The 25199-nt window shown below is 61.9% G+C and carries 19 protein-coding genes; 3 read left to right on the plus strand and 16 right to left on the minus strand.

Annotation, left to right across the window (positions count from 1 at the left end; genetic code table 11):
• Nucleotide 1: 1 nt before the first annotated feature.
• The 12 genes from APH34_RS07020 to mtnA all read right to left on the minus strand — a co-directional run bounded on the left by APH34_RS07020 (nucleotide 2) and on the right by mtnA (nucleotide 16923).
• Nucleotides 2-1363 (minus strand): phosphomannomutase/phosphoglucomutase, encoded by a 1362-nt coding sequence (locus APH34_RS07020; RefSeq protein WP_054900463.1) that lies wholly within the window; start codon nucleotides 1361-1363, stop codon nucleotides 2-4.
• Between the two features lie 126 nt (nucleotides 1364-1489).
• Complete coding sequence (locus tag APH34_RS07025; RefSeq protein WP_054900464.1) at nucleotides 1490-2932, minus strand: mannose-1-phosphate guanylyltransferase/mannose-6-phosphate isomerase; 1443 nt, start codon at nucleotides 2930-2932, stop codon at nucleotides 1490-1492.
• A 323-nt stretch (nucleotides 2933-3255) separates the two neighbouring features.
• Nucleotides 3256-4704 (minus strand): MBL fold metallo-hydrolase RNA specificity domain-containing protein, encoded by a 1449-nt coding sequence (locus APH34_RS07030; protein ID WP_054900465.1) that lies wholly within the window; start codon nucleotides 4702-4704, stop codon nucleotides 3256-3258.
• A 98-nt stretch (nucleotides 4705-4802) separates the two neighbouring features.
• Complete coding sequence (locus APH34_RS07035; protein ID WP_054900466.1) at nucleotides 4803-5069, minus strand: lipopolysaccharide assembly protein LapA domain-containing protein; 267 nt, start codon at nucleotides 5067-5069, stop codon at nucleotides 4803-4805.
• 19 nt (nucleotides 5070-5088) lie between these two features.
• Entirely contained in the window at nucleotides 5089-5385 is a 297-nt protein-coding gene (gene ihfB / locus APH34_RS07040) for an integration host factor subunit beta (RefSeq protein ID WP_012313292.1), read from the minus strand.
• A gap of 245 nt (nucleotides 5386-5630) precedes the next feature.
• The gene (rpsA, locus tag APH34_RS07045; protein WP_008095150.1) at nucleotides 5631-7307 is read right to left on the minus strand and encodes a 30S ribosomal protein S1; all 1677 of its coding nucleotides are present in this window, start codon (nucleotides 7305-7307) and stop codon (nucleotides 5631-5633) included.
• 123 nt (nucleotides 7308-7430) lie between these two features.
• The gene (cmk, locus tag APH34_RS07050; RefSeq protein ID WP_054900467.1) at nucleotides 7431-8117 is read right to left on the minus strand and encodes a (d)CMP kinase; all 687 of its coding nucleotides are present in this window, start codon (nucleotides 8115-8117) and stop codon (nucleotides 7431-7433) included.
• Nucleotides 8114-10354, minus strand: a complete 2241-nt coding sequence (locus APH34_RS07055) for a bifunctional prephenate dehydrogenase/3-phosphoshikimate 1-carboxyvinyltransferase (RefSeq protein WP_054900468.1) — start codon at nucleotides 10352-10354, stop codon at nucleotides 8114-8116. The genes cmk and APH34_RS07055 overlap by 4 nt, the downstream gene beginning before the upstream one ends.
• 79 nt (nucleotides 10355-10433) lie before the next feature.
• Complete coding sequence (gene pheA / locus APH34_RS07060) at nucleotides 10434-11528, minus strand: prephenate dehydratase (RefSeq protein WP_013971453.1); 1095 nt, start codon at nucleotides 11526-11528, stop codon at nucleotides 10434-10436.
• Nucleotides 11528-12613, minus strand: a complete 1086-nt coding sequence (serC, locus tag APH34_RS07065; RefSeq protein WP_054900601.1) for a 3-phosphoserine/phosphohydroxythreonine transaminase — start codon at nucleotides 12611-12613, stop codon at nucleotides 11528-11530. The genes pheA and serC overlap by 1 nt, the downstream gene beginning before the upstream one ends.
• A 158-nt stretch (nucleotides 12614-12771) precedes the next feature.
• Nucleotides 12772-15543 carry a DNA gyrase subunit A gene (gene gyrA / locus APH34_RS07070; protein WP_054900469.1) on the minus strand — a complete coding sequence of 924 codons (2772 nt, stop codon included), beginning with the start codon at nucleotides 15541-15543 and terminating at the stop codon, nucleotides 12772-12774.
• Nucleotides 15544-15846: 303 nt separating this feature from the next.
• On the minus strand, nucleotides 15847-16923 hold the full coding sequence (mtnA, locus tag APH34_RS07075) for an S-methyl-5-thioribose-1-phosphate isomerase (RefSeq protein ID WP_054900470.1): 1077 nt from the start codon (nucleotides 16921-16923) through the stop codon (nucleotides 15847-15849).
• A gap of 201 nt (nucleotides 16924-17124) precedes the next feature.
• On the opposite strand from mtnA, the gene ubiG reads away from it, so the two are divergent.
• The 3 genes from ubiG (at nucleotide 17125) to APH34_RS07090 (ending at nucleotide 19303) form a co-directional block, all read left to right on the plus strand.
• Nucleotides 17125-17823, plus strand: coding sequence for a bifunctional 2-polyprenyl-6-hydroxyphenol methylase/3-demethylubiquinol 3-O-methyltransferase UbiG (ubiG, locus tag APH34_RS07080; protein ID WP_054900471.1), 699 nt, complete (start codon nucleotides 17125-17127; stop codon nucleotides 17821-17823).
• 2 nt (nucleotides 17824-17825) lie between these two features.
• Complete coding sequence (gene mupP / locus APH34_RS07085) at nucleotides 17826-18497, plus strand: N-acetylmuramic acid 6-phosphate phosphatase MupP (protein ID WP_054900472.1); 672 nt, start codon at nucleotides 17826-17828, stop codon at nucleotides 18495-18497.
• Nucleotides 18498-18562: 65 nt separating this feature from the next.
• Entirely contained in the window at nucleotides 18563-19303 is a 741-nt protein-coding gene (locus tag APH34_RS07090) for a YciK family oxidoreductase (protein ID WP_054900473.1), read from the plus strand.
• 60 nt (nucleotides 19304-19363) lie between these two features.
• On the opposite strand, the gene APH34_RS07095 is transcribed toward APH34_RS07090, so the two are convergent.
• The 4 genes from APH34_RS07095 to APH34_RS07110 form a co-directional block, all read right to left on the minus strand.
• A complete protein-coding gene (locus APH34_RS07095) occupies nucleotides 19364-20149 on the minus strand; it encodes a TenA family transcriptional regulator (protein WP_054900474.1) in 786 nt (261 codons plus the stop codon).
• 40 nt (nucleotides 20150-20189) lie between these two features.
• Complete coding sequence (locus tag APH34_RS07100) at nucleotides 20190-22646, minus strand: EAL domain-containing protein (RefSeq protein ID WP_054900475.1); 2457 nt, start codon at nucleotides 22644-22646, stop codon at nucleotides 20190-20192.
• Between the two features lie 94 nt (nucleotides 22647-22740).
• The gene (locus APH34_RS07105; RefSeq protein WP_054900476.1) at nucleotides 22741-24573 is read right to left on the minus strand and encodes an ABC transporter ATP-binding protein; all 1833 of its coding nucleotides are present in this window, start codon (nucleotides 24571-24573) and stop codon (nucleotides 22741-22743) included.
• Complete coding sequence (locus APH34_RS07110) at nucleotides 24566-25198, minus strand: DsbA family protein (protein ID WP_054900477.1); 633 nt, start codon at nucleotides 25196-25198, stop codon at nucleotides 24566-24568. The genes APH34_RS07105 and APH34_RS07110 overlap by 8 nt, the downstream gene beginning before the upstream one ends.
• Nucleotide 25199 lies beyond the last annotated feature (1 nt).

The following is a 25199-nucleotide window of genomic DNA, read 5'->3' on the forward strand; positions in this document are numbered from 1 at the left end:
GTTATCCTTGAATCAGACGGGCGATTTCTGCAACACGTTGAGCCACCAGGGCCTCATCGGCGCGGCTCTCGACGTTCAAGCGCAGCAGCGGCTCAGTGTTCGAGCCACGCAGGCTGAAACGCCAGTCGGCGAACTCGACACTGATGCCATCCGTACGGTCGACGCTTGGGCTCTGTGGCGTGTAGAAGTCGAGGATCTTCTCGATGGTGCCTTTCACGTCGGCGACTTCGTAGTTGATTTCACCGCTGCACGGGAACGCGGCAATCCGCTCGTCGACCAGTTGGGCCAGGCTCTTGCCGCTGACGCTCATCAGCTCGGCCACCAACAGCCAAGGGATATTACCGCTGTCGCAGTAGGCAAAATCGCGGAAGTAATGGTGGGCGCTCATTTCGCCGCCATACACGGCATCTTCAGCGCGCATGCGCTCCTTGATGAAGGCATGGCCGGTCTTGCTCTGGATGGCCACACCGCCTGCAGCTTCGACTTGCTCGATGGTATTCCAAGTCAGGCGCGGGTCGTGGATGATCTTGCTGCCCGGGTGCTTGGCCAACAGCATTTCTGCCAACAGGCCGACCACGTAGTAGCCTTCGATGAAGCGGCCCTGGTTGTCGAAGAAGAAGCAGCGGTCAAAGTCGCCGTCGAAGGCAATGCCCATGTCCGCGCCGGTATCGAGCACTGCCTGGCGGGTCAGGTCTCGGTTTTCTGGCAGCAACGGGTTAGGGATGCCGTTGGGGAAGTTGCCGTCCGGTTCGCCATTGATGATGGTGATATCCAGCGGCAGGCGCGCCTTGAGCAGTTCCAGCACCGGGCCGACGGCGCCGTTGCCAGGGTCGGCCAGCACCTTCAGCGGCTTGAGTGCGGACAGGTCGACGTAGGTCAGCAGGTGGTCGATGTAGGCGGTTTTGTCAAATGCCTCACGAACACTACCTGGCGTAGCCGCTTGCACACCCAGGTTACCGGCTTCCACGCGCTGACGGATGTCGTTCAGTCCGGTATCACCACTGATCGGGCGGGACTGTTCACGCACCAGCTTCATGCCGTTGTAACCCTTGGGGTTATGGCTGGCGGTGACCATGATGCCGCCGTCGGCCTGATGATGGCTGGTGGCGAAATAGACTTCTTCAGTGCCGCACAGGCCGATATCGATCACATCGGCACCGCCTTCGGTCAGGCCTTGCATCAGCGCGCGGGACAGGCCCGGGCTTTCCAGACGCATGTCGCGCCCGACCACGTAGGTGCGCCCGCCCAGTTCAGCCACCAGGGCGCGGCCGATGCGGTAGGCCACATCGTCATTGAGGTCGGCGGGCACTTGGCCACGGATGTCATAGGCTTTGAAGCAACGGGTCTGGATAGGTGCGTACATACATCTCACTTGATGCGGCGCCGGGTGAGCAGCGACCGATTTGAAGACGAGGTTGGCATTGGATTGCCACCAGAAACTGGCCCGGCCCCTCAAGGAGGCATATGCGGGCCAGCAGGAAGGCCAGGATCAGGCGTCGCAGCGACCGTACTTGTCCTCGAACCGCACGATGTCGTCTTCGCCGAGGTAGTCGCCGCTCTGCACTTCGATCAGGACCAGGTCTATGACACCTGGATTTTGCAAACGATGCTTGTGGCCGGCACGAATGAAGGTGGATTCGTTGGTGTTGAGCATCAGCTCCTGGTCATCATTGACCACCACGGCCATGCCGCTGACCACGATCCAGTGTTCGCTGCGGTGATGGTGCATCTGCAGCGACAGCGACGCCTTGGGCTTGACCACGATGCGCTTGATCTTGAAGCGCTCGCCGTCTTCCAGCGTGGTGTAGGTACCCCATGGGCGGTGCACCGTCTGGTGCAGCAAGTGTGCGGCGTGGCCGTCACTCTTCAGGCGCTTGACGATGTGTTTCACGTCCTGCGCGTGGTCCTTGTGGGCAATCAGCAGTGCATCCGGGGTGTCGACCACCAGCAGGTCTTGCACACCGACCAGCGCCGCAAGACGGTCTTCGGTGCTGACATAGTTGTTGCTCGCCCCATAGGCCATCACTTCGCCCTCGAAGCGGTTGCCCTGCTCGTCCGGCGGGGTCAGTTCGCTGACCGCATTCCACGAGCCGATGTCGCTCCAACCGATGTCACACGGGATGGTTGCGACCTTGCGCGAGCGCTCCATGAGGGCGTAGTCGATCGAGATGTCCGGCACCTTGGCGAAGCTGTCGGCATCCAGGGCCAGGCAGCTGTAGCCGGCGGAGGTGGAGCGACGGGAAGCTTCCAGGGTATGTGCAACGGCCTCGAGCACATCCGGCGCGTGCGCCTTGAATTCTTCGATAACGGCGCCGACCTGGAAGCAGAACATCCCCGCGTTCCAGAAGTAGTTGCCGGCTGCCACGTAGGACTCTGCGGTTTTCAGGTCGGGCTTTTCGACGAAACGCTCGACTTTAAGGCCGCCCTCGAGCACACCGCCGGTGGCGGCCTCGATGTAGCCGAAGCCCGTTTCAGGGTACTGTGGCTTGATCCCGAAGGTTACCAGCCAACCTTGCGAAGCCAGGTGCATGGCCTTGGTGACCGCCTCGGAGAAGGCTGCTTCGTTCTGGATCAGGTGGTCGGCAGCCAACACCAGCATGTGGGCCTGCGGGCCATGGGTCTGGTGCAGTTGCAGGGCTGCAGCGGCTACCGCAGCCGCTGTGTTACGGCCGAAGGGTTCAAGAATATAGCCCTGGGCGTGGCCATTGGTATTGATCGTGCGGTACTCGTCTTCCGTCTTGAACAAGAGTTCACGGTTGGTAACGGTCAGTACTTCGACCACACCTTCCAGCCGGGCAGCGCGCAGGAATGTCTTCTGGATAAGATTCTGCCCGTCCGGCAAGGTCATGAAGGGCTTGGGATGAGCCTCACGGGATACTGGCCACAGACGGCTGCCAACGCCACCGGATAGGATTACCGGGATCAATTCCATATTCGAGTCCTTAACGGCCACTTGAAGTTGTCAACCTCAGGGAACCTGCATGTGTCTTATTTCTGACCGCCATCGCGATGGGCCGCGACGGCGCTAAAATGTACGCGCCCAGCGTGTTTAATCCCTGGCCATCCATAGGCTCAAGACGCAAGCATCGGCCTGTAGAATACCAGAGTTTTTTCTTGGAGGCTTGCCCGCCAGGCACAGGCTACGCCGCATACAGCGCTGAGTTGCAGCAAAATGCCAGCACCTGTAAACGCCATGAAACACCTCATGGCGCGCATGAGACAACAAAGCGCGTCAATGTTCTGTGAACGACCGTTTTATTTTGCAACAAGAATATCCGGACACTCCCCAAGTGCTGAAAACCGACGTTTCAAGGCATTTGCCAATGCAGTTTTCGCGCGACTTTCCCCGTGCACCAAAACAATCTTTGTCGGGGCTTGCGGTATGCCTGCGGCATATTCAACCAGCCCGGCCTGATCGGCATGTCCCGAATATCCGCTCAAAGTCATGACCTTCGCCCGGATGTCATACATCTCCCCATCCAGGTCGATCTGCACGAAGCCTTCTGCACCTTCGCTGGCCTGAAGAATGGCACCGGGTGTGCCCTTGGCCTGGTAGCCGACAAACAGCACTTCGTGCCGGGGATCACCCAGCATTGCCTTGAGGTAATTGACGATTCGGCCCCCCGAGCACATGCCGTTACCGGCTATGACGATCGCTGGCCGGCCAGTGCTTTTGAGGTAGTTGACCACTTGCTGATGTTTGGCGTGGGTGTCCACGCTGACTAGCTGACCAAAGCCGAGCGGCTCCCTGCCCTGGCCCAGTCGCTGCCTGGCGTCGCAGTTCCAGTATTCATGGAGTTGCGTATATGCCTGGGTAATGCGCTGAGCCAGGGGCGAATCGAGGATGACCGGCAAACGGGACCAATCCAGGGTGAGCAACGGATCACCCTGCCCTGCCACTTTGCCCTCACTCAACAGGCACTTGCGATGCAGAATATCTTCGATTTCGTACAGTAACTCCTGGGTGCGCCCCAGGCTGAAAGCGGGTATGAGCAGGGTGCCGCTATCGGCCAGCGCCCGATCGATAGCGGCCTCCAGGCGCTGCAGGCGACTGCTGCGCTCGGCATGCAGCCGGTCGCCGTAGGTACTCTCGAGCACCAGAATGTCAGCCCGTTCCGGGGGCTGGAGCGCACGCAGCAGCGGGTTGCAAGGTGCGCCCAGATCACCGGAGAACACCACACGAGCACTGGGCTCCGTGCCGGGATAGCGCACATCACACTCTACATAGGCCGAACCCAACAAATGCCCTGCACGCTGCAGGCAAACTGAACAGCTCACCCCTTTACTTTCAACCACGTCATGCCACTGCTCGAAGGGCAGCGCTACAACGAGCCGTTGCAACAACGCCAGATAGCGCTCGACCTGGACCTGATCAGCGCTAACCCGTAGCTTGTAGGCATCTTCCAATACAAGCGGCAAGAGCTTGGCCGATGGCTCGCTGCAAAGAATTGGGCCGCGATAGCCGGCAGCCAGCAATGCAGGGATGCGACCGACGTGATCAAGATGAACGTGAGTGACAACCAGCGCTTGAATGCCACTGATATCGAAGCCGATAGGAGCAAATTCGGCACCAGGCGCAGCGTCAGCACCCTGTTCCAGACCACAGTCGACCAGCAAGCTGGTGGTGCCATCGAGGTGCAGCTGGTGGCAGGAACCGGTTACGCCCCGGGTACCACCATGATGAGAAAGGGCGGGAAATTCCATACTGCTGCACGCTCGCCAAGGCCGAAAATGAAGTGCGTATTACTTCATTTCAACGGGAGCGTGGAAAGGTAATTTTTCCCATAGCCGCGTAAGAACTTTCAGCTATTGCCGCTCAATGCAGCCTGCCGCGCCGAAGCACGAATCTTGCGCTTGCTACGCTGCACGCCATAAGCGCCCAACAGCGGCCCTATCGCCAAACCGATTACCAAGGCTGCCAGCACAGGCACCGCCACCGGCAAGGCCGGCGCCGACCAACCGAACAACACCAGCGCTACCGCCTGTTGGTTCTCCAGCACGAAAAACAACACCACTGCCGCCAGCAGCAGCACAAACAGCGCCGCCAAGGCGCGCTTGAGGTTACGCATGAGACTGCTCCTTCATCACTCAGGGGTGCTCGTGCTCTTCTTCATTGACACGATCACGCAGCTCTTTGCCTGGCTTGAAATGCGGCACGAACTTGCCTTCAAGCTCTACCGACTGGCCGGTCTTGGGGTTGCGACCTACCCGCGGGGCGCGATAATGCAAGGAAAAGCTGCCAAAACCGCGAATCTCGATACGATCGCCGGTGGCCAGGCATTGGGACATCTGTTCAAGCATGGTCTTGATGGCCAACTCTACATCCTTGGATGAGAGCAGCCCTTGATGGGTGACAATACGTTCGATCAGCTCCGACTTCGTCATATTTTTCCCTTCGTTATCAAGCAGCTAGATCATTGCTTAATCAGTTTGTAGCACGCTGGGAGAGATTTGAACAGGGCGGTTCTTGACTTAATAAAAAAATTCAAGAAGGGAACGTAAGGAAATAAGCGCATGGCTGCGCTGCAGCCCCTCGTCAACGATCCGAAGGCCCAAGGCGCGGAAGGGAAAATAAGGGCATAAAAAAAGGGTGACCCGAAGGCCACCCCTTTTTACCGATCAAACAGAACTTAGTTCTGCTTGGCCATAGCTTCGCGCAGCAGCGCAGCCATGGTGGTGTCGGCAGCCGCTTCCGGAGCGTTTTTCAGGCTCTGGATGGCTTCGCGCTCTTCAGCGTCGTCTTTCGACTTGATCGACAGGCTGATAACGCGGGACTTGCGGTCAACGCTGATGATCTTGGCTTCGATCTCTTCGCCTTCCTTCAGAACGTTACGCGCGTCTTCAACGCGGTCACGGCTGATTTCGGAAGCCTTCAGAGTAGCTTCGATGTCGTCGGCCAGGGTGACGATGGCGCCTTTGGCGTCAACTTCTTTCACGATGCCCTTGACGATAGCGCCCTTGTCGTTGACAGCAACGAAGTTGGAGAACGGATCGTCTTCCAGCTGCTTGATGCCCAGGGAGATGCGCTCGCGCTCTGGGTCAACCGACAGGATGACGGTTTCCAGCTCGTCGCCCTTCTTGAAACGACGCACGGCTTCTTCGCCAGTTTCGTTCCAGGAGATGTCGGACAGGTGAACCAGGCCGTCGATGCCGCCGTCCAGACCAATGAAGATACCGAAGTCGGTGATCGACTTGATGGTACCGGTGATCTTGTCACCCTTGTTGAACTGGCCGGAGAAGTCTTCCCATGGGTTGGACTTGCACTGCTTGATGCCCAGGGAGATACGACGACGCTCTTCGTCGATGTCCAGAACCATGACTTCCACTTCGTCGCCAACCTGAACGACTTTCGACGGGTGGATGTTCTTGTTGGTCCAGTCCATTTCGGAAACGTGTACCAGACCTTCAACGCCTTCTTCCAGCTCAGCGAAGCAGCCGTAGTCGGTCAGGTTGGTAACGCGAGCCTGTACGCGAGTACCTTCTGGGTAGCGCGAAGTGATAGCAACCCACGGATCTTCGCCCATCTGCTTCAGACCCAGCGAAACGCGGTTGCGCTCACGGTCGAACTTCAGAACGCGTACGTCGACTTCGTCGCCAACGTTAACGATTTCGGAAGGGTGCTTGATACGCTTCCAGGCCATGTCGGTGATGTGCAGCAGGCCGTCGATGCCGCCCAGGTCCACGAAGGCGCCGTAGTCGGTGAGGTTCTTGACGATACCTTTGACCTGTTGGCCTTCCTGCAGGGTTTCCAGCAGGGCTTCGCGCTCGGCGCTGTTCTCGGCTTCCAGCACGCTGCGACGGGAAACGACAACGTTGTTGCGCTTCTGGTCCAGCTTGATGACCTTGAATTCCAGCTCTTTGCCTTCCAGGTGGGTGGTGTCGCGCACTGGGCGGACATCAACCAGGGAGCCCGGCAGGAACGCACGGATGCCGTTAACGTCGACAGTGAAGCCGCCCTTAACCTTACCGTTGATAACGCCCTTGACCACTTCTTCGGCGGCGAAAGCTGCTTCCAGAACAATCCAGCACTCGGCGCGCTTGGCTTTTTCACGGGACAGTTTGGTTTCGCCAAAGCCGTCTTCGACCGCGTCCAGCGCAACGTGAACTTCGTCACCGACCTTGATGGTCAGCTCGCCAGCTTCGTTGTAGAACTGCTCGAGCGGGATGACGCCCTCGGATTTCAGACCAGCGTGTACGGTAACCCAGTCGCCGTCGATGTCGACAACGATACCGGAGATGATCGCGCCCGGCTGAAGATTGAGGGTTTTCAGGCTTTCTTCAAAGAGTTCTGCAAAGCTTTCGCTCATTTTAATTCCTGTAGATTCGGGCGAAACATACGCCCATCGCCACATTCCAGACAATGTGGGTTTCGTTAAGTAAAGGAAAGCCTGCAGGACGTTGACTGGTGCCCCTGCATGCTTTCCTGGCGATCAGAGCAAGTCGCGCTGGGCGAGCTCGCTCCTGATACGTTGCAGCACCTGCTCGATGGACAACTCGGTAGAGTCCAGCTGAATGGCATCGGCCGCCGGCTTGAGCGGGGCCACTGCGCGCTGGGTGTCGCGCTCATCGCGCGCACGTATCTCATCTAGCAGACTCGACAGACTAACATCTTCGCCCTTGCCCTTCAACTGCAGGTAGCGGCGGCGGGCACGCTCCTCGGCACTGGCGGTGAGGAATACCTTGAGCGGCGCGTCCGGGAAGACAACGGTGCCCATGTCGCGGCCATCGGCAATCAGGCCAGGCGCCTCGCGAAAGGCACGCTGGCGCTGCAGCAGCGCTTCGCGCACCGCAGGCAGCGATGCAACCATCGACGCACCAGCACCGACGGTCTCGGTGCGGATGACATTACTGACATCCTCACCCTCGAGAATGATCTGCTGCAGCTTACCCGGCTCGGCGGCGATGAACTGCACATCCAGATGGGCGGCCAGGGCCTTGAGCAGTTCTTCGTTGGTCAGGTCGACGCCATGGTTGGTGGCGTTGAACGCCAGCAGCCGGTACAGCGCACCAGAGTCCAGCAGCCGCCAGCCCAGCTCACGCGCGAGCAGGCCAGCAACGGTGCCCTTGCCCGAGCCGCTTGGGCCATCGATGGTGATGACAGGCGCCTGCGCGTTCACGACTTGCCCTCTTCAGCAACGCGGATGCCGACTTCGGCGCACAGTTTGAGGAAGTTGGGGAAGGACGTGGCGACGTTGGCGCAATCATGGATGCGGATCGGCGCGCTGGCACGCAGCGAGGCGACACTGAAAGCCATGGCGATACGGTGGTCACCGTGACCATGCACTTCGCCGCCGCCGATCTGGCCGCCGTCGATGATGATGCCGTCCGGGGTCGGTTCGCACTTCACGCCCAAGGTAATCAGCCCGTCGGCCATGACCTGGATACGGTCCGATTCCTTCACGCGCAACTCTTCGGCGCCACGCAGCACGGTGCGCCCTTCGGCACAGGCGGCGGCGACGAACAGTACCGGGAATTCGTCAATGGCCAGCGGCACCAGGTGCTCGGGAATGTCGATACCCTTGAGCTTGGCGCCGCGCACGCGCAGGTCCGCCACCGGCTCACCGCCCACTTCACGCTGGTTCTCCAGGGTGATATCGCCGCCCATCAGGCGCAGGATGTCGATGACGCCGGTGCGGGTCGGGTTGATGCCGACATGTTCGAGTACCAACTCGGAGCCTTCGGCGATGGACGCGGCAACCAGGAAGAATGCCGCGGAAGAAATGTCTGCCGGCACTTCGATACGGGTAGCCGTGAGCTTGCCGCCGGACTGCAGCGAAGCCACCGGGCCGTTCGACTCGACCGAGTAGCCGAAGCCACGCAACATGCGCTCGGTGTGGTCGCGGGTCGGTGCAGGCTCGGTTACGGTGGTCTTGCCTTCGGCATACAGGCCTGCCAGCAGCAGGCAGGATTTGACCTGGGCGCTGGCCATCGGCAGCGTGTAGGTCAGCGCCTTGAGCTTATGGCCGCCACGGATGGTCAGTGGCGGACGGCCCTCAGGGCCGGTCTCGACCACCGCGCCCATTTCGCGCAGCGGGTTGGCCACACGGTTCATCGGGCGCTTGGACAGCGAGGCATCACCGGTCATGGTGACGTCGAACGACTGGCCGGCCAGCAGGCCCGACAGCAGGCGCATGGAAGTCCCCGAGTTACCGACGTAGATCGGACCGGGTGGCGGCTTGAGGCCGTGCAGGCCTACGCCGTGGATGGTCACGCGGCCGTGGTTCGGGCCCTCGATGACCACACCCATGTCACGGAATGCCTGCAGAGTCGCCAGGGCGTCCTCACCCTCGAGGAAGCCTTCGACTTCGGTCGTGCCTTCGGCCAGCGAGCCAAGCATGATCGAACGATGGGAAATGGACTTGTCGCCCGGTACGCGGATTCGCCCGGTCAGGCGGCCACCCGGTTGGGCCAGGAAAATCAGATCGTTGGCGTTCATAGCGTCCACATAGGCCCGGCGGGCCAGGATTTTACTGAAATGCTCGCGGGCAACGCGTGCGCGGGTGAATACGCCCAGCAGCTGGTGCCCGTCCCCAGCATCGACCGCGTCGCGCAAGGCGTCGAGGTCGCTGCGAAATGTGTCCAGCGTGCGCAGGACAGCCTCGCGGTTGGCGAGGAAGATGTCGTGCCACATGGTCGGATCGCTGCCGGCGATTCTGGTGAAATCGCGGAAACCACCTGCAGCGTACCGGAAGATCTCGAGGTTTTCATTGCGCTTGGCCAGCGAATCGACCAGGCCAAAGGCCAACAGGTGCGGCAGATGACTGGTGGCGGCCAGCACTTCGTCGTGACGCTCCACCGACATGTGCTCGACATCGGCATCCAGCGCACGCCACAAGCAATCGACCAGCGCCAGGGCGGCCGGATCGGTTTCTGCCAATGGCGTGAGGATGACTTTGTGGCGGCGGAACAAAACGGCGTTGGAGGCTTCCACCCCACTCTGCTCGGAACCGGCGATCGGGTGCCCGGGCACGAAGCGCGCCAGGCGCTCGCCCAAGACCGCACGCGCGGCGCGCACCACATTGCCCTTGGCACTGCCAACGTCGGTGATGACGGCGTCGCCCAGCTCCAGCTGAGCCAGCCGCGCCAGGAGTTTCTCCATGGCCAGGATCGGCACAGCCAGTTGAATGACATCGGCGCCCACACAGGCTGCGGCAAGGTCTTCTTCGCAGCGGTCGACCACACCCAGGGCCACGGCCTGCTTGCGCGACGGAGCGTCAAGGTCGACGCCGACCACTTCGCGGCACAGGCCGCTTTCACGCAGCCCCTTGGCAAAGGAGCCGCCGATCAGACCCAGACCTACGACGACCAGGCGATTGATAAGCGGTGCGGGGTTGGTTGTTACTGCATTTACCACGAGTGCGAACCCTGTTCAGAAATCAGGACAGTGTGTACGGCCGCCGGGGCTGCGTTGCAGCGGCCACCGGCGAACGCATTCAAAGCACCGCCTTTGGATAAGAGCCCAGCACCTTCAGCGCCACAGCCTCCTGGCTGATCTGCTCCAGCACCGCCTTGATCAGCGGGTCGCGGTGGTGGCCAACGAAGTCGATGAAGAACACGTAGGTCCACTTGCCGCTGCGCGACGGACGAGTCTCGATGCGGGTCAGGTCGATGCCGTTCTGGTGGAAGGGCACCAGCAGCTCATGCAAGGCACCGGGCTTGTTGCTCATCGACACGATGATCGAGGTCTTGTCGTCGCCGGTCGGCGGTACTTCCTGGTTGCCGATCATCAGGAAGCGCGTGGAGTTGTCGGGGCGGTCTTCGATCTTCTCGGCCAGACGGGTCAAGCCATAGAGGTTGGCCGCCATGTCGCCGGCGATCGCCGCCGAGTTCCACTCACCCTTGACCCGCTTGGCCGCCTCGGCATTGCTCGACACCGCCACGCGCTCGACGTTCGGGTAGTGCGCATCCAGCCATTTGCGGCACTGGGCCAGCGATTGAGCATGGGAGTAGATGCGGGTGATGCTGTCGGTCTTGGTGTTTTCCCCCACCAGCAGGTGGTGGTGAATACGCAGCTCGACTTCGCCACAAATGACCATGTCGTGCTCGAGGAAGCTGTCCAGGGTGTGGCTGACGGCACCCTCGGTGGAGTTTTCCACCGGCACCACGCCGAAGTTGACAGCGCCGGCCGCCACCTCGCGGAACACTTCGTCGATGGCTGCCATCGGCCGGCTGATCACCGCATGGCCAAAATGCTTCATCGCCGCCGCCTGGGTGAAGGTACCTTCCGGGCCCAGGTAGGCGATTTTCAGCGGCTCTTCCAACGCCAGGCAGGACGACATGATTTCACGGAACAACCGCGCCATCTCTTCATTGTCCAGCGGCCCCTTGTTGCGCTCCATGACACGCTTGAGCACTGCCGCTTCGCGTTCAGGACGGTAGAAGACCGGCTTTTCGCCCTCGGCCAGCGAGGCGGTCTTGACCTTGGCCACTTCCTGGGCGCAACGGGCACGCTCGCTGATCAGCTCGAGGATCTTCTCGTCGAGGCTGTCGATGCGAACGCGCAGCGCCTTGAGCTCGTGTTCGGACATCAGCCGTGCTCCTTCTCGAATTCGGCCATGTAGGCCACCAGGGCTTCAACGGCGTCCAGGCCCAGGGCGTTGTAAATCGAGGCGCGCATACCGCCTACCGAACGGTGTCCCTTGAGGTTGAGCAGGCCGCGGGCGTCGGCACCGGCCAGAAACGCTTTGTCCAGACGCTCGTCAGCCAGACGGAACGGCACGTTCATCCACGAACGGGCGTTATGGCTGATCGGGTTGGTGTAGAACGCGCTGCTGTCGATGAAACCGTACAAACGGTCTTTCTTGGCGCGGTTGCGCTGCTCCATGGCGTCGACACCACCCTGCTCCTTGAGCCACTCGAAGACCAGGCCCGAGAGGTACCAGGAATAGGTCGCCGGGGTGTTGTACATGGACCCGTTGTCCGCCGACACCTTGTAGTCGAGCATGGTCGGGCAGCTGCTGCGGGCATGGCCCAGCAGGTCTTCACGAACGATCACCACCACCAGGCCGCTCGGGCCGATGTTTTTCTGTGCGCCAGCGTAGATCAGGCCGAATTGCGACACGTCGATCGGGCGCGAGAGAATGTCGGACGACATGTCGACCACCAACGGGACCTCGCCGGTTTCAGGTACCCAGTCGAACTGCAAGCCACCAATGGTCTCGTTGGACGCATAGTGAACGTAGGCTGCGTTCTTGGTCAGGTTCCAGTCGTTCTGGCCAGGGATCGCCAGGTAGTCGTAGGGCTTGGCGCTGGCGGCGACGTTGACGTTGCCGAAGCGACGCGCTTCCTCGATGGCCTTTTTCGACCAGATACCGGTTTCGACATAGTCGGCAGTGCCGTTTTCCGGCAGCAAGTTCAGCGGGATCTCGGCGAACTGCTGGCTGGCGCCACCCTGCAGGAACAGGATTTTGTAGTTCGAGGGGACGGACAGCAGGTCACGCAAGTCCTGCTCAGCCTTCTCGGCGATGGCCACGTAGTCGTCGCTGCGATGGCTCATTTCCATCACCGACAAGCCCTTGCCACGCCAGTCCAGCATTTCGGCCTGGGCCCGCTGCAGAACAGCTTCAGGAAGCGCGGCAGGGCCTGCGCAGAAGTTAAAGGCTCGTTTGCTCACATCCACTCTCGCTCTGCCAAATAGAACAAAATCGTATCTTGCTGGCCCGCCCCGCAGGGACGGCCTGGCTGTATCGGGGCTGCTTCGCAACCCGTTGGCCGCCTGTAATCAGTCAAACGGGGCGACCTTGGTCGCCCCGCTCGGGTTGTTGCGCTTGCTTACTCCTGCGGTGCCTCTTCGGCGCCCGCAGTGTCGTCATCCGCCGCGTCTGGTGCGTCGGCCTCGACACCCTCCCCATCCGCCTCGATCAGTTCGTCGAGTTCTTCCTCGGAGGGCTCCTGGATACGCTCCAGGCCTACCAGCGTTTCGTCAGCGGCCAGCTTGATGAGGGTCACACCCTGGGTGTTACGGCTCAGGCTGGACACTTCACCCACCCGCGTACGGACCAAGGTGCCCTGGTCGGAGATCAGCATGATCTCTTCACCTTCCTGCACCTGGATGGCACCGATCAACAGGCCATTGCGCCCCTTGGTGCCCATGGCGATGACGCCCTGGCCACCACGGCCGCGACGCGGGAACTTGGACAGCGGGGTACGCTTGCCGAAACCACGCTCCGAAGCGGTAAGGATCTGCGCGCCAGACTCCGGGATCAGCATCGAGATGATCTGCTGCCCCTTGCCCAGCTTCATGCCGCGCACACCACGGGCGGTACGGCCCATTTCGCGCACCACGCTCTCGGCGAAGCGGATCACCTTGCCGGCGTCGGAGAACATCATGACTTCCTTGGCACCGTCGGTGATGGCCGCAGCAATCAAGGTATCGCCTTCTTTCAGCTTCAGCGCGATCAGGCCGTTGGAGCGCGGGCGGGCAAACTGCACCAGCGGGGTTTTCTTGACGGTACCGGAAGCAGTCGCCATGAAGATGTACGCGCCGGTCGGTTCAGCCACCCACTCCGGGGTGTCGCCGTCTTCTTCGTCGACTTCTTCGACGTCTACCACTTCACCTTCGATCACGCCCTCGTCGCCGTCTTCCAGCTCTTCATCCGGATCGGCGCTCATCTGCAGCGCCTCGAGGTCGATCTGCAGCATGGCGGTGATGCGCTCACCCTCCTCCAGCGGCAGCAGGTTGACCAGCGGGCGGCCACGCGCGGCGCGGGATGCCTCAGGAATTTCGTAGGTCTTCTTCCAGTACACCTTGCCCTTGCTGGAGAACAGCAACAGGGTGGCGTGGCTGTTGGCGACCAGCAGGTGCTCGATGTAGTCCTCGTCCTTCACGCCAGTGGCCGACTTGCCTTTGCCGCCACGGCGCTGGGCCTGATAGGCGGACAACGGCTGAGTCTTGGCATAACCACCGTGGGAGATGGTCACCACGCGCTCTTCTTCCGGGATCATGTCGCCGTAGTTGAGGTCGTGGCTGGCATTGAGGATCTCGGTGCGGCGCGCATCGCCATATTCGGCACGGATCGCTTCGAGCTCTTCGCGAATCACTTCCATCAGGCGCTGGGCACTGCTGAGGATGCGGATCAGCTCGCCGATCTGCTCCAGAATCTCCTGGTACTCGGCCAGCAGCTTCTCGTGCTCCAGGCCGGTCAGGCGGTGCAGGCGCAGGTCGAGGATCGCCTGGGCCTGTTCTGGCGACAGGTAGTACTTGCCTTCACGCAGGCCATACTGCTCTGGCAGGTCCTCCGGGCGGCAGGAGTCGGCGCCGGCGCGCTCGACCATGACCTGCACGGCGCTGGATTCCCAGGCAGTGGAAATCAATGCTTCCTTGGCTTCGGACGGCGTCGGCGAGGCCTTGATCAGGGCGATGACCGGGTCGATGTTGGACAGCGCAACCGCCTGCCCTTCAAGGATGTGGCCACGCTCACGCGCCTTGCGCAGCTCGAACACGGTACGGCGCGTCACCACTTCACGGCGGTGGCGGACGAACGCTTCGAGCAGGTCCTTGAGGTTGAGCACGCGTGGGCGGCCGTCGATCAGCGCTACCACGTTGATGCCGAACACGCTCTGCAGCTGGGTTTGCTGGTAGAGGTTGTTGAGCACCACCTCGGGCACCTCGCCGCGGCGCAGCTCGATGACGATGCGCATACCGTCCTTGTCGGACTCGTCGCGCAGCTCGGTGATGCCTTCGATCTTCTTCTCTTTGACCAGCTCGGCGATCTTCTCGATCAGCCGCGCCTTGTTCAGCTGGTACGGCAGCTCGGTAACCACGATCTGCTGGCGGCCACCGACCTTGTCGATATCCTCGACTTCGGAACGGGCGCGCATGTAGATGCGGCCACGGCCGGTGCGGTAGGCCTCGATGATGCCCTGACGGCCGTTGATGATACCGGCAGTCGGGAAGTCGGGGCCCGGGATGTACTGCATCAGCTCATCGACGGTGACTTCGGGGTTGTCGATCAGCGCCAGGCAGCCATCGATGACTTCACCGAGGTTGTGTGGCGGGATGTTGGTCGCCATACCCACGGCAATACCGCTGGAGCCGTTTACCAGCAGGTTGGGGATACGGGTCGGCATGACCGCCGGGATTTGCTCGGTGCCGTCGTAGTTGGGCACCCAGTCGACGGTTTCCTTGTGCAGGTCGGCCAGCAATTCGTGGGCCAGCTTGGCCATGCGCACTTCGGTGTATCGCATGGCCGCGGCGTTGTCACCGTCGACCGAACCGAAGTTGCCCTGGCCGTCGACCAGCAGGTAGCGCAGCGAGAAAGGCTGGGCCATACGCACGATGGTGTCGTAGACCGCAGTGTCGCCGTGCGGGTGGTACTTACCGATCACGTCACCGACCACACGGGCGGATTTCTTGTACGGCTTGTTCCAGTCGTTGCCCAGTTCGCTCATCGCATAGAGAACGCGGCGATGCACGGGCTTCAAGCCGTCACGCGCATCGGGCAGCGCTCGCCCGACAATCACGCTCATCGCGTAGTCGAGGTAAGACTGTCTCAGTTCGTCTTCGATATTGACCGGGAGGATTTCTTTGGCCAGTTCGCCCATGAGAAGCCTGATTCCTTTTTCTGGTGAAACTTCGCAGCTCCATCAAGGGCCGAACGAAGCTCGCCGCCGCAGCGCATAGGGGTGCGACGACTTACGACAAATCAATGAGTTGTGCCATGGATCTGCGCAAAATTGGCCGCCGTGATGGGCGGTCTTGGAAACTGCCGGATGTTATCACAAAGGCAGTGGCGGTGGGGAGATATGGCAGGTTGCCGCTGGGGCAGGAAGTTGCGGCTGCTTTGATTCGCTCCTATCGCCGCCAAACCGGCCCCACTGGGTTAGGCCGGCGATAGGACAGGCCTGCTAGTGCAAGCGCTTGCGGCACATCAATTGAGCCAATTTGGCGGTGTCCGGCCGCTCGACGATACCGCGCTCGGTCACTATCACATCGATCAAGTCCGCAGGGGTCACGTCGAACACCGGGTTGAACACTTCCACCTGCGGTGCCACGCGGGTGCCGGCGTAATCCAGCAACTCGTCGGCGTCACGCTCTTCGAGCGGGATATCTTCCCCGGTGGCAAGGTTCAGGTCGATGCTGGTGCTCGGCGCCACCACCATGAAGCGCACACCGTGGTGCATGGCACTGACGGCCAGTTGGTACGTGCCGATCTTACTGGCAACATCTCCATTGGCAGCGATGCAGTCGGCACCGACCACCACCCAGGTGATGCCCTTGCTCTTCATCAGGTGAGCCAGCGCCGAGTCAGCGCACAAAGTGACCGGTATGCCATCGTTGGCCAGCTCCCAGGCAGTCAGGCGCGATCCCTGCAACCAAGGGCGGGTCTCGCCGGCATACACGCGCTCGACCATCCCTTCGAGGAACCCTGCCCGGATCACCCCCAAGGCCGTACCGATGCCGCCACTGGCCAAAGCCCCGGCATTGCCGTAGGTCAGCAGCGTCTGTTCGTTGCCCTGGTGGCGGCGGATCAGCTCGATACCGTGCTGCGCCATGGTCAGGTTGGCCTCGCGATCGCTTTCATGGATCGCCACCGCCTCGGCCTCCAGCACCGCCAGCACGTTTTCGTCCGCCCGCACGCGCTGCAGGCGCTCACGCATGCGATTGAGCGCCCAGAACAGGTTGGCGGCGGTGGGGCGTGCCTCGGCAAGGCTGAGGAAGTCTTCTTCCAGGTCCATTTCCCAGTCGCCCCCCTCGGCCAGGCGCTCCTCGAGGGCCAATACCAGGCCATAGGCAGCAGCAATGCCGATGGCTGCTGCGCCCCGCACGGCCATGTCGCGGATGGCTGCAGCCACCTGCGCGACATTGTCGCAGGCCAGCCAGCGTTCTTCCGACGGCAGCAGGCGCTGGTCGAGCAGGTGCAGGGCGCCGTCGTGCCAGCGGATGCCGGTCACCTTCTCCGCCGCCAAAAGTCGCTCGCGCATCGCCTCTCCCCGTCGTTCGGATATCAAAAGCCGGCGATTATAGCGACCATCAGCCTCGGGCGCTCGGGTATACTGCAGCCCTTTAAGCTGCGCGCGTCCAGTTGCAAGCTGCAAGCACGCGCGGCGCATGCACGATCTACTGTTTTTTGCGGCCTGCAGCCAGAAGCCTGCAGCTCGCATCCACGTTCAGAGGACTGTTCAATGAGCAACGTCGACCACGCCGAAATCGCCAAGTTTGAAGCCTTGGCGCACCGCTGGTGGGACCGCGAGAGCGAGTTCAAGCCGCTGCACGATATCAATCCACTGCGCGTCAACTGGATCGACGAGCGCGTCAGCCTGGCCGGCAAAAAGGTGCTGGACGTCGGTTGCGGCGGCGGCATTCTCAGCGAGGCGATGGCCCTACGTGGCGCCACCGTCACCGGCATCGACATGGGCGAGGCGCCGCTGGCCGTTGCCCAGCTGCATCAACTAGAGTCGGGCGTACAGGTGGAATACCGGCAGATCACCGCTGAGGCCCTGGCTGAAGAAATGCCAGCGCAGTTCGATGTGGTCACCTGCCTGGAAATGCTCGAGCACGTGCCCGACCCATCCTCGGTCATCCGCGCCTGCTACCGCATGGTCAAGCCCGGCGGCCAGGTGTTCTTCTCGACCATCAACCGCAACCCCAAGGCCTACCTGCTGGCCATCGTCGGCGCCGAATACATCCTCAAGATGCTGCCGCGCGGCACCCACGACTTCAAGAAATTCATCCGCCCGTCCGAGCTGGGCGCCTGGAGCCGCGTTGCGGGCCTTGAAGTCAAGGACATCATCGGCCTGACCTACAACCCGCTGACCAAGCACTACAAGCTCAGCAGCGACGTCGACGTCAACTACATGATCCAGACCCTGCGCGAGGAATGAGCATGCGTTTGCGAGCAGTACTTTTCGACATGGACGGCACCCTGCTCGACACGGCGCCGGACTTCATCGCCATCTGCCAGGCCATGCTCGCCGAGCGCGGCCTGCCTGCCATCGACGACAGGCTGATCCGCGACGTGATTTCCGGCGGCGCCCGCGCCATGGTAGCCGCAACCTTTGCCATGAGCCCCGAAGCCGAGGGCTTCGAGGCCCTGCGCCTGGAGTTCCTCGAGCGCTACCAGCGTGACTGCGCGGTGCACAGCAAGCTGTTCGACGGCATGGCCGAGCTGTTGGCCGATATCGAGAAAGGCAACCTGCTGTGGGGCGTGGTCACCAACAAGCCGGTGCGCTTCGCCGAGCCGATCATGCAGCGCCTGGGCCTGGCCGAACGCTCGGCGCTGCTGATCTGCCCGGACCACGTGAAAAACAGCAAGCCCGACCCCGAGCCGCTGATCCTGGCCTGCAAGACCCTGGACCTGGACCCGGCCAGTGTGCTGTTCGTTGGCGATGACCTGCGCGACATCGAGTCTGGTCGCGATGCCGGCACCCGCACGGCGGCGGTGCGCTATGGCTATATTCATCCAGAAGACAACCCGAACAACTGGGGTGCCGACGTGGTGGTGGACCACCCCCTGGAACTGCGCAAGGTGATCGACAGCGCCTTGTGCGGCTGCTGATCCCTAGCGCCTGACCACTGATCCTGTGGGATCGCATTTGCCTTAAAGAACACAGGGGAACTTCAATGTTCGACTACACCGCCCGCCCCGACCTGCTCAAGGGCCGCGTCATTCTGGTCACCGGCGCTGGCCGTGGCATTGGTGCCGCCGCCGCCAAGGCCTATGCCGCCCTGGGCGCCACCGTACTGCTGCTGGGCAAGACCGAGGCCAACCTCAACGAGGTCTATGACCAGATCGAGGCCGCTGGCCATCCGCAGCCAGTGGTCATCCCGTTCAACCTGGAAACCGCCCTGCCCCACGAGTACGACGGGCTGGCAGTGATGATCGAGGAGCAGTTCGGCCGCCTCGACGGCCTGCTCAACAATGCCTCGATCATCGGCCCGCGCACGCCGCTGGAGCAGCTTTCCGGCGATAACTTCATGCGCGTGATGCACATCAACGTCGATGCCACCTTCATGCTCACCAGCACCCTGCTGCCGCTGCTCAAGCTGTCGGAGGACGCCTCGGTGGTGTTCACCTCCAGCAGCGTCGGACGCAAGGGCCGGGCCTATTGGGGCGCCTATGGCGTGTCGAAGTTCGCCACCGAAGGCCTGATGCAGACCTTGGCCGACGAACTGGAAGGCGTGGCACCCGTACGCTCCAACAGCATCAACCCGGGCGCCACGCGCACGGCGATGCGCGCGCAGGCCTACCCCAGCGAGAACCCGCAGAACAACCCGCTGCCCGAAGAGATCATGCCGGTGTACCTGTACCTGATGGGGCCGGACAGTACTGGGGTGAACGGGCAGGCGTTCAACGCCCAGTAGGTTTTCGCCAGTACGGCCCCGCGGCGGGCTCATCCGCGAAGGGGCCGTACCGGCGAAAGATCAGCCCGCCGCCAGCGCCGGGCGCATGCGCCCTTGCTGGTGACCTTCCATCTGCATGCACCGCTCCAGGAACAGGTACATGCAGTCATAGCTCTTGCAAATGGCCTTGCGCAGCTCGTTGCGCAGCCCCTGGGTGGGGTTCTCACCGGCCAGCGTGCAGATGATCTCCAGCGCCTCCCACGGGTGCGCGTCGTCATACTGGGCGTGCATCTTCAGCCATTTCATGGCGCGCTTGCGCTGGTCCTCGGGGAAGCCCATGGCATAGGTGTCCTCGGCGCAGACCACCGCCGACCACTCCCCAGTCGCCCCCTCGATAGCGTAGTTGGTGGCCGCCATGGCAATGGCCAGCGACTCAGTGGTGCACACCCGCCAGCACCAATCGTTGAGCCCGTTGAGCTCCGCTGGCACCTCCTGGCTCTGCAACTGGTGCAGGTGGATGCCATGGGCATGGCACCAGTGCACCCAGTAGTCGGCATGGTTGAGCTCGACGCGGATATTGCGCATCAACCAACGGCGCGCCATGTCCTCGCCAGGGTGGCGCGCGTAGCGGGTCTTGGTCAGGTTGTGGGCCATGTACAGCGAGAACTGTTCCACCACCGGCCAGCCACCGATCAGGTACTGGCGGATGGTCGCCTGGCGCAGCTGGCCGTCACGCAAACGCTGGTAGAACTCATGCTCGACTACGCGGCGCTTGCTTTCGCGACACTCCTCGATCAGTTGCTGTGCCCATTGGGGGTAACTGGCGGGGTCCATCAATGGCCCGATTCGAACGAATGCATCAATCACTTTTGCGCTCCTTGATCCCTGTGATTAAGCCGACGCTTTTTCAGCGAAAGGTTCCAGGCGCCCGATGCAGCAGGGGCCGTGCAGCAATCCGTTGGCGCCGCAGACTGTCGCAGGTGAACACCTGCGGTCGTTCGATCAGATAGCCCTGGGCGTAGTCCACGCCGATCTCCTGCAAGGCCTGCTCGATCAACGGTGTTTCGACGAACTCGGCAATGGTCCGCTTACCCATGACATGGCCGATGTGATTGATCACCTCGACCATGGCCCGGTTAACCGGATCATCCAGCATATCTTTGACAAAACTTCCGTCGATCTTCAAGAAGTCGACGGGTAAATGTTTTAAATAAGCGAATGACGACATTCCGGCACAGAAATCGTCGAGGGAGAACTTGCAGCCCAGTCCTTTCAATTCGTTGATGAATCGGATGGCACTGCCCAGGTTGGCGATTGCGCTGGTCTCGGTGATTTCGAAACAGATCAGCCGCGGCGGAATGGCATATTCGACGAACAGCCGGTGCAGGTACTCAAGGAACTTGTCATCTCCAATGCTCGACCCTGAGAGGTTGATCGCGCACATTGACAGCGGCCCTTCCCTGCCCTCATCCAGGCACTGGCGGATGATCTGGAACACATTGCGCACTACCCAGCGATCGAGGGCAGTCATCAAGCCATAGCGTTCGGCCGCCGGTATGAAGCTGTCCGGCAGAATGGTGCGGCCACTTTCATCGTGCAGGCGCAACAGGATTTCGATATGACCCGGCCCTTCAATGGACGTCAACGCGGCGATTTCCTGGGCGTAGAGGCAAAAACGGTTCTCTTCCAACGCCACATGCAGGCGCTGGATCCAGGCCATCTCACCAAAGCGCATCGACAGCTCGCTGTCGTCGGCATGGTACACCTGCACCCGGTTGCGCCCCTTCTCCTTGGCCATGTAGCAGGCCATGTCGGCCGCACGCAACGACGCCTCCAGGGTGCCCGGTGCCTGCGCCATATGCACCAGGCCAATGCTCACGGTGGTGACGAAAGGCCGGCCCTTCCACACGAAATGCAGGCTTTGCACAGCCTGGCGCAGGTTTTCGGCGATTCGCTCGGCTTGCTCCGGCGGGCAACTTTCCAACAACACACCAAATTCATCGCCGCCCAGTCGGGCCAGGGTATCCCCCTCGCGCAAGCCGGATTGCAGCACGGCACAGATGTGCCGTAACAACTCATCGCCGGCCGCGTGGCCACAGGTATCGTTGACCAGCTTGAACTGGTCCAGGTCGAGGAACATCAGCGAATGGCGCCCCGACTGGCGCACCAGTTCGTTGAGGGCCTGCTCCAGGCGGTATTCGAACTCGCGACGGTTGGCCAAGCCAGTCAAGGCGTCGTGGGTGGCCTGCCAGGACAGGTTGGCAATGTACTGGCGCTCCTGGGTCATGTCGTGCAACACCAGCACGATGCCGGCCATTTGCCCATCACTGATGATCGGCGACCCCACCAGGTTGATCGAGACCGTGCTGCCGTCCAGGCGCTGGATCAGCCGAGCATGCTCAGCCCCGCCTTTCAGGCTGCCGCTGAGCACCTGGTCCAGCAGCGAGCCACTGTCGTTCTCGGCCTGCTCGTCCACCAGGCTGAACAGCGCAGTCAATGGCAGGCCCAGGGCCTGCCCTGCCTGCCAGTGGGTCAGTTGCTCCGCAGCCGGGTTCATGTAGACGATGCACCCCTCGACATCGGTGGTGATCACCGCATCCCCAATAGCTTGCAGGGTAATCTGTGCTCGCTCTTTTTCCGCCTGCAAGGCACTGGCGAAGGCCTGGCGCTGGGCCAGCAGCTTGCTTGAACGGCGCCAGGCAATGGCGATGAGAAACAGTGCTGTCAGCAGGTTGGTGATCAACAACACCCGCAACAGCATCCGCGAACCCTCTCCCAGGGCATCGCTGAAGGCCTTAGCCGCTGGCGTCACGCCCTCGTTGATAGCGACGATGCGGGCTCGCCACTCACTGACCTGACGGGCCTCGGCACGGCCACTGGCGAAGCCTGCCCGCATGTCGTTGGCCAGCACGTCCAGTTGGTTCAGGTAGTTGTCACCGATGTTCCAGTAGGCAATCGCCGTCTGCATGTAGCTGAGCTGGCGAAAATTGCGGTAGAACCAGATGATGCGATCGACGTCATCCGGGTGGTTGCCACCCTGCAGCACGGCCTGACGGGCGGCTTCGAGGTCCGGGCTTGCCTGGTCAAGCACCTCGCGCAGCTGGTGGTCGCCTTGAGGTACGCTGATCACCTGGCGATAGCGTTGGTAGGTACGCTCGTCACCGCTGTCGGCATACAGGTTGAGGTAATAGATGGCGTCTTTCTGGGCCTTGGACCACAGGCTCTCGCCCGCCACATAGGCACGAACCGCCGACAGCGCGTAAAGGCTGAGGCTACCCAGCAGTACCTGGAAGACTACAACGGCGATGAAGGGCCAGATGATACCCAGCAGCCTTGGCGCCTCTAGCGTGCGATTTCCCTTCATGTAGTCCCTGTCACAGAGCAGATAAGGCTCGAATCAACCCAGACAAGCACAGCGTAGGCCATTTGCCATCTGAGTGACGGGGAATTTATTGCCGTCAGGTCTGCTGCAGATGCCCATACAACTTGGCATACAACCCACCCTCGGCAATCAGCTGCTGGTGATCGCCGTCCTCGGCCACATGCCCGCCATCGAACACCAGCACCCGGTCGGCCTGCTTCACGGCCGACAAACGGTGGGCGATGATCAGCGTGGTACGGCCACTGAGGAACCGCGCCAAGGCCTGGTGCAGGTTGTACTCAGTGGCCGCGTCCAGCGCCGAAGTTGCCTCGTCGAGGATGACCACCTTCGGCTCGGCCAGAACCATGCGGGCAATCGCCAGGCGCTGGCGCTGCCCACCCGAAAGACGCACACCCGAGCGGCCGACCACGCTGTCCAGCCCTTGCGGCAACGCGGCGATAGTGGCGTCCAGCTGGGCGATGCGCAGTGCCTGCCAGCAGGCTTCATCGCTGCTTTCGCGCCCCATGGTCAGGTTGGCGCGCACGCTGTCGTTGAACAAGGAGGGATGCTGCAGCACCACAGCCACATGCTCGCGCAAGGTTTCCAGGCCAATTTCCTGCAGGCTGGCACCGCCAAAGCGGATGGTCCCGGCCTGGGCGCTGTAGAGGCCCAGCAGCAGTTGCACCAGGGTGCTCTTGCCGCCGCCACTGGCGCCGACGATCGCGACCTTTTCGCCCGGGGCGATGGACAGGTCGAGGTGCTCGAGCACCGGCTCGTCGGCATAGGCAAAGCGCAGGTCGCGCACCTCGATACCGACCGTTTCACGGCCCGCGAACGGGTCGCTCGCGCCTGGGTATTGCGGCTCGTCGTCACGCGCCAGCAGCTCATTGAGGCGGCTCAATGCGCCACCGGCGGCGTAGTACGCATATTGCAGGTTGAGCAGTTGCTCGACCGGGCCAATCATGAACCATAGGTAGCTGAACACCGCTAGCATCTGGCCGATCGACAGGTCGGAGAACAGCACCGTGAGCATCGCCGCGGCACGGAAAATGTCGATACCGAACTGGAACAGCAGGCCACTGGCGCGGCCGCTCGCGTCGCTCTTCCACTGCGAGTCCACGGCATAGTCGCGCACCTCGCGGGCACGCACGCCAAGGCGCCCGAGGAAGTAGCCCTGACGGTTGCTGGCACGGATCTCCTGGATGGCATCCAAGGTTTCCGCCAACGCCTGGGTAAAACGCGACGTGCTGTCGTTTTCGAGCTTTTTCAGGTGTTTGACGCGCTTGCCCAGCTGCACGGTGAAGTAGATCACCAGCGGGTTGAACAGCAGGATCAGCAGGGCCAGCTTCCAGTGCATCCACATCAGGATCGCCGCCGTGCCGGTCAGGGTCAGCATCGCGACGAGAAAGCGGCTCAGGGTTTCGCCGACGAACTTGTCGAGGGTATCCAGGTCGGTGACCAGGTGCGTCGTGACGGTGCCGCTGCCAAGGCTTTCGTATTCTTTGAGGGAAATACGCTTGAGCCGCTCGATCAGGCGGATGCGCAGACGGTACACGATGTCCTTGGCCAGCCCGGCGAACAGTTTCGCCTGCACCACGTTGAACGCAAGCGCAGCAAGGCGCAGGGACAGCGTAACGACCAGCATCAGGCCAATGTAGCCGGCCGCCACCTGCCACCCATCAGGCAGCAGATGGTTCATGAACTTCAGTGCGGCATCACCGTGGCCAAGCAGCACTTCGTCTACCAGCAGCGGCAACAACAAGGGGATGGGTACACTGCAGCAGGCCGCCAGCACAGCGACCAGGTTGGCGGTCCAGAGGCTTTTCTTGTGGTGCAGCGCCAGGCGGCGGATTTCTGCCCAGCTCAGTCGGTCAGGCGCAGCAGCGGGCTTCCCTGGCACAGGGTCTGGCGACCCTGGCAAATCAAGCACAGGCGGCCTGCTGTAGCCAGCGAGCAAGTAAGGGTTGCAGGCTCTCCAGCGGCTGGTAGCCATTGGTCAGCAGGGCCAGTTGGCCGTTGCGTTCGGCCAGCAGCGTGGGGAAGCCGGCGATGCCCAGGTCCTGCACCCAGCTGAAATCGGCCGCGGTGGCAGCGCGGGTGTCGGCACTGGCAAAGGCTTCGGCAAACGCCGCACGATCAAAGCCGGCCTGCTCGGCCTGCTCGACCAGTTGCGGTGCTGTGGTGACGTCCAGGCCTCGCTCATAGAACCCACGCTGGATCGACGCCAGCAACGGCCAGACCCGCTCAGCATCAAGCTCGCGGGCAGCCACCAGGGCGCGGCAGGCCGGTTCGGTGTCGTAGACGAACCCATCAGGCATGGCGCCGTCGAAACGAAACGGCTGGCCGGTGGCGTCGGCCACCGCCTGCCAATGCTCGAGAATGTATTTGCGGGTAGAGGCGTCCAGCGCGGTGCCGCCAGTACGCAAACCACCCGGTATGAGGCGGGTAGGCACGCCCGCTTCACGTGCCTGGGCGATCAAGGCCGCAGCGACGGGTGCGAACCCCCAGCACCAGGAGCACATCGGGTCCATCACATAGAGCAGGCGTGCAGTCATG

The organism is Pseudomonas sp. NBRC 111131, assembly GCF_001320525.1.
Taxonomy (GTDB): Bacteria; Pseudomonadota; Gammaproteobacteria; order Pseudomonadales; family Pseudomonadaceae; genus Aquipseudomonas; species Aquipseudomonas ceruminis.

What these genes read in the sequence shown, in the direction of transcription:
- APH34_RS07020 (WP_054900463.1), bottom strand. Translation starts at nt 1,363, where the DNA reads ATGTACGCACCTATCCAGACCCGTTGCTTCAAAGCCTATGACATCCGT.
- APH34_RS07025 (WP_054900464.1), bottom strand. Translation starts at nt 2,932, where the DNA reads ATGGAATTGATCCCGGTAATCCTATCCGGTGGCGTTGGCAGCCGTCTG.
- APH34_RS07030 (WP_054900465.1), bottom strand. Translation starts at nt 4,704, where the DNA reads ATGGAATTTCCCGCCCTTTCTCATCATGGTGGTACCCGGGGCGTAACC.
- APH34_RS07035 (WP_054900466.1), bottom strand. Translation starts at nt 5,069, where the DNA reads ATGCGTAACCTCAAGCGCGCCTTGGCGGCGCTGTTTGTGCTGCTGCTG.
- ihfB (WP_012313292.1), bottom strand. Translation starts at nt 5,385, where the DNA reads ATGACGAAGTCGGAGCTGATCGAACGTATTGTCACCCATCAAGGGCTG.
- rpsA (WP_008095150.1), bottom strand. Translation starts at nt 7,307, where the DNA reads ATGAGCGAAAGCTTTGCAGAACTCTTTGAAGAAAGCCTGAAAACCCTC.
- pheA (WP_013971453.1), bottom strand. Translation starts at nt 11,528, where the DNA reads ATGTCCGAACACGAGCTCAAGGCGCTGCGCGTTCGCATCGACAGCCTC.
- gyrA (WP_054900469.1), bottom strand. Translation starts at nt 15,543, where the DNA reads ATGGGCGAACTGGCCAAAGAAATCCTCCCGGTCAATATCGAAGACGAA.
- mtnA (WP_054900470.1), bottom strand. Translation starts at nt 16,923, where the DNA reads ATGCGCGAGCGACTTTTGGCGGCGGAGAAGGTGACCGGCATCCGCTGG.
- ubiG (WP_054900471.1), top strand. Translation starts at nt 17,125, where the DNA reads ATGAGCAACGTCGACCACGCCGAAATCGCCAAGTTTGAAGCCTTGGCG.
- mupP (WP_054900472.1), top strand. Translation starts at nt 17,826, where the DNA reads ATGCGTTTGCGAGCAGTACTTTTCGACATGGACGGCACCCTGCTCGAC.
- APH34_RS07090 (WP_054900473.1), top strand. Translation starts at nt 18,563, where the DNA reads ATGTTCGACTACACCGCCCGCCCCGACCTGCTCAAGGGCCGCGTCATT.
- APH34_RS07100 (WP_054900475.1), bottom strand. Translation starts at nt 22,646, where the DNA reads ATGAAGGGAAATCGCACGCTAGAGGCGCCAAGGCTGCTGGGTATCATC.
- APH34_RS07110 (WP_054900477.1), bottom strand. Translation starts at nt 25,198, where the DNA reads ATGACTGCACGCCTGCTCTATGTGATGGACCCGATGTGCTCCTGGTGC.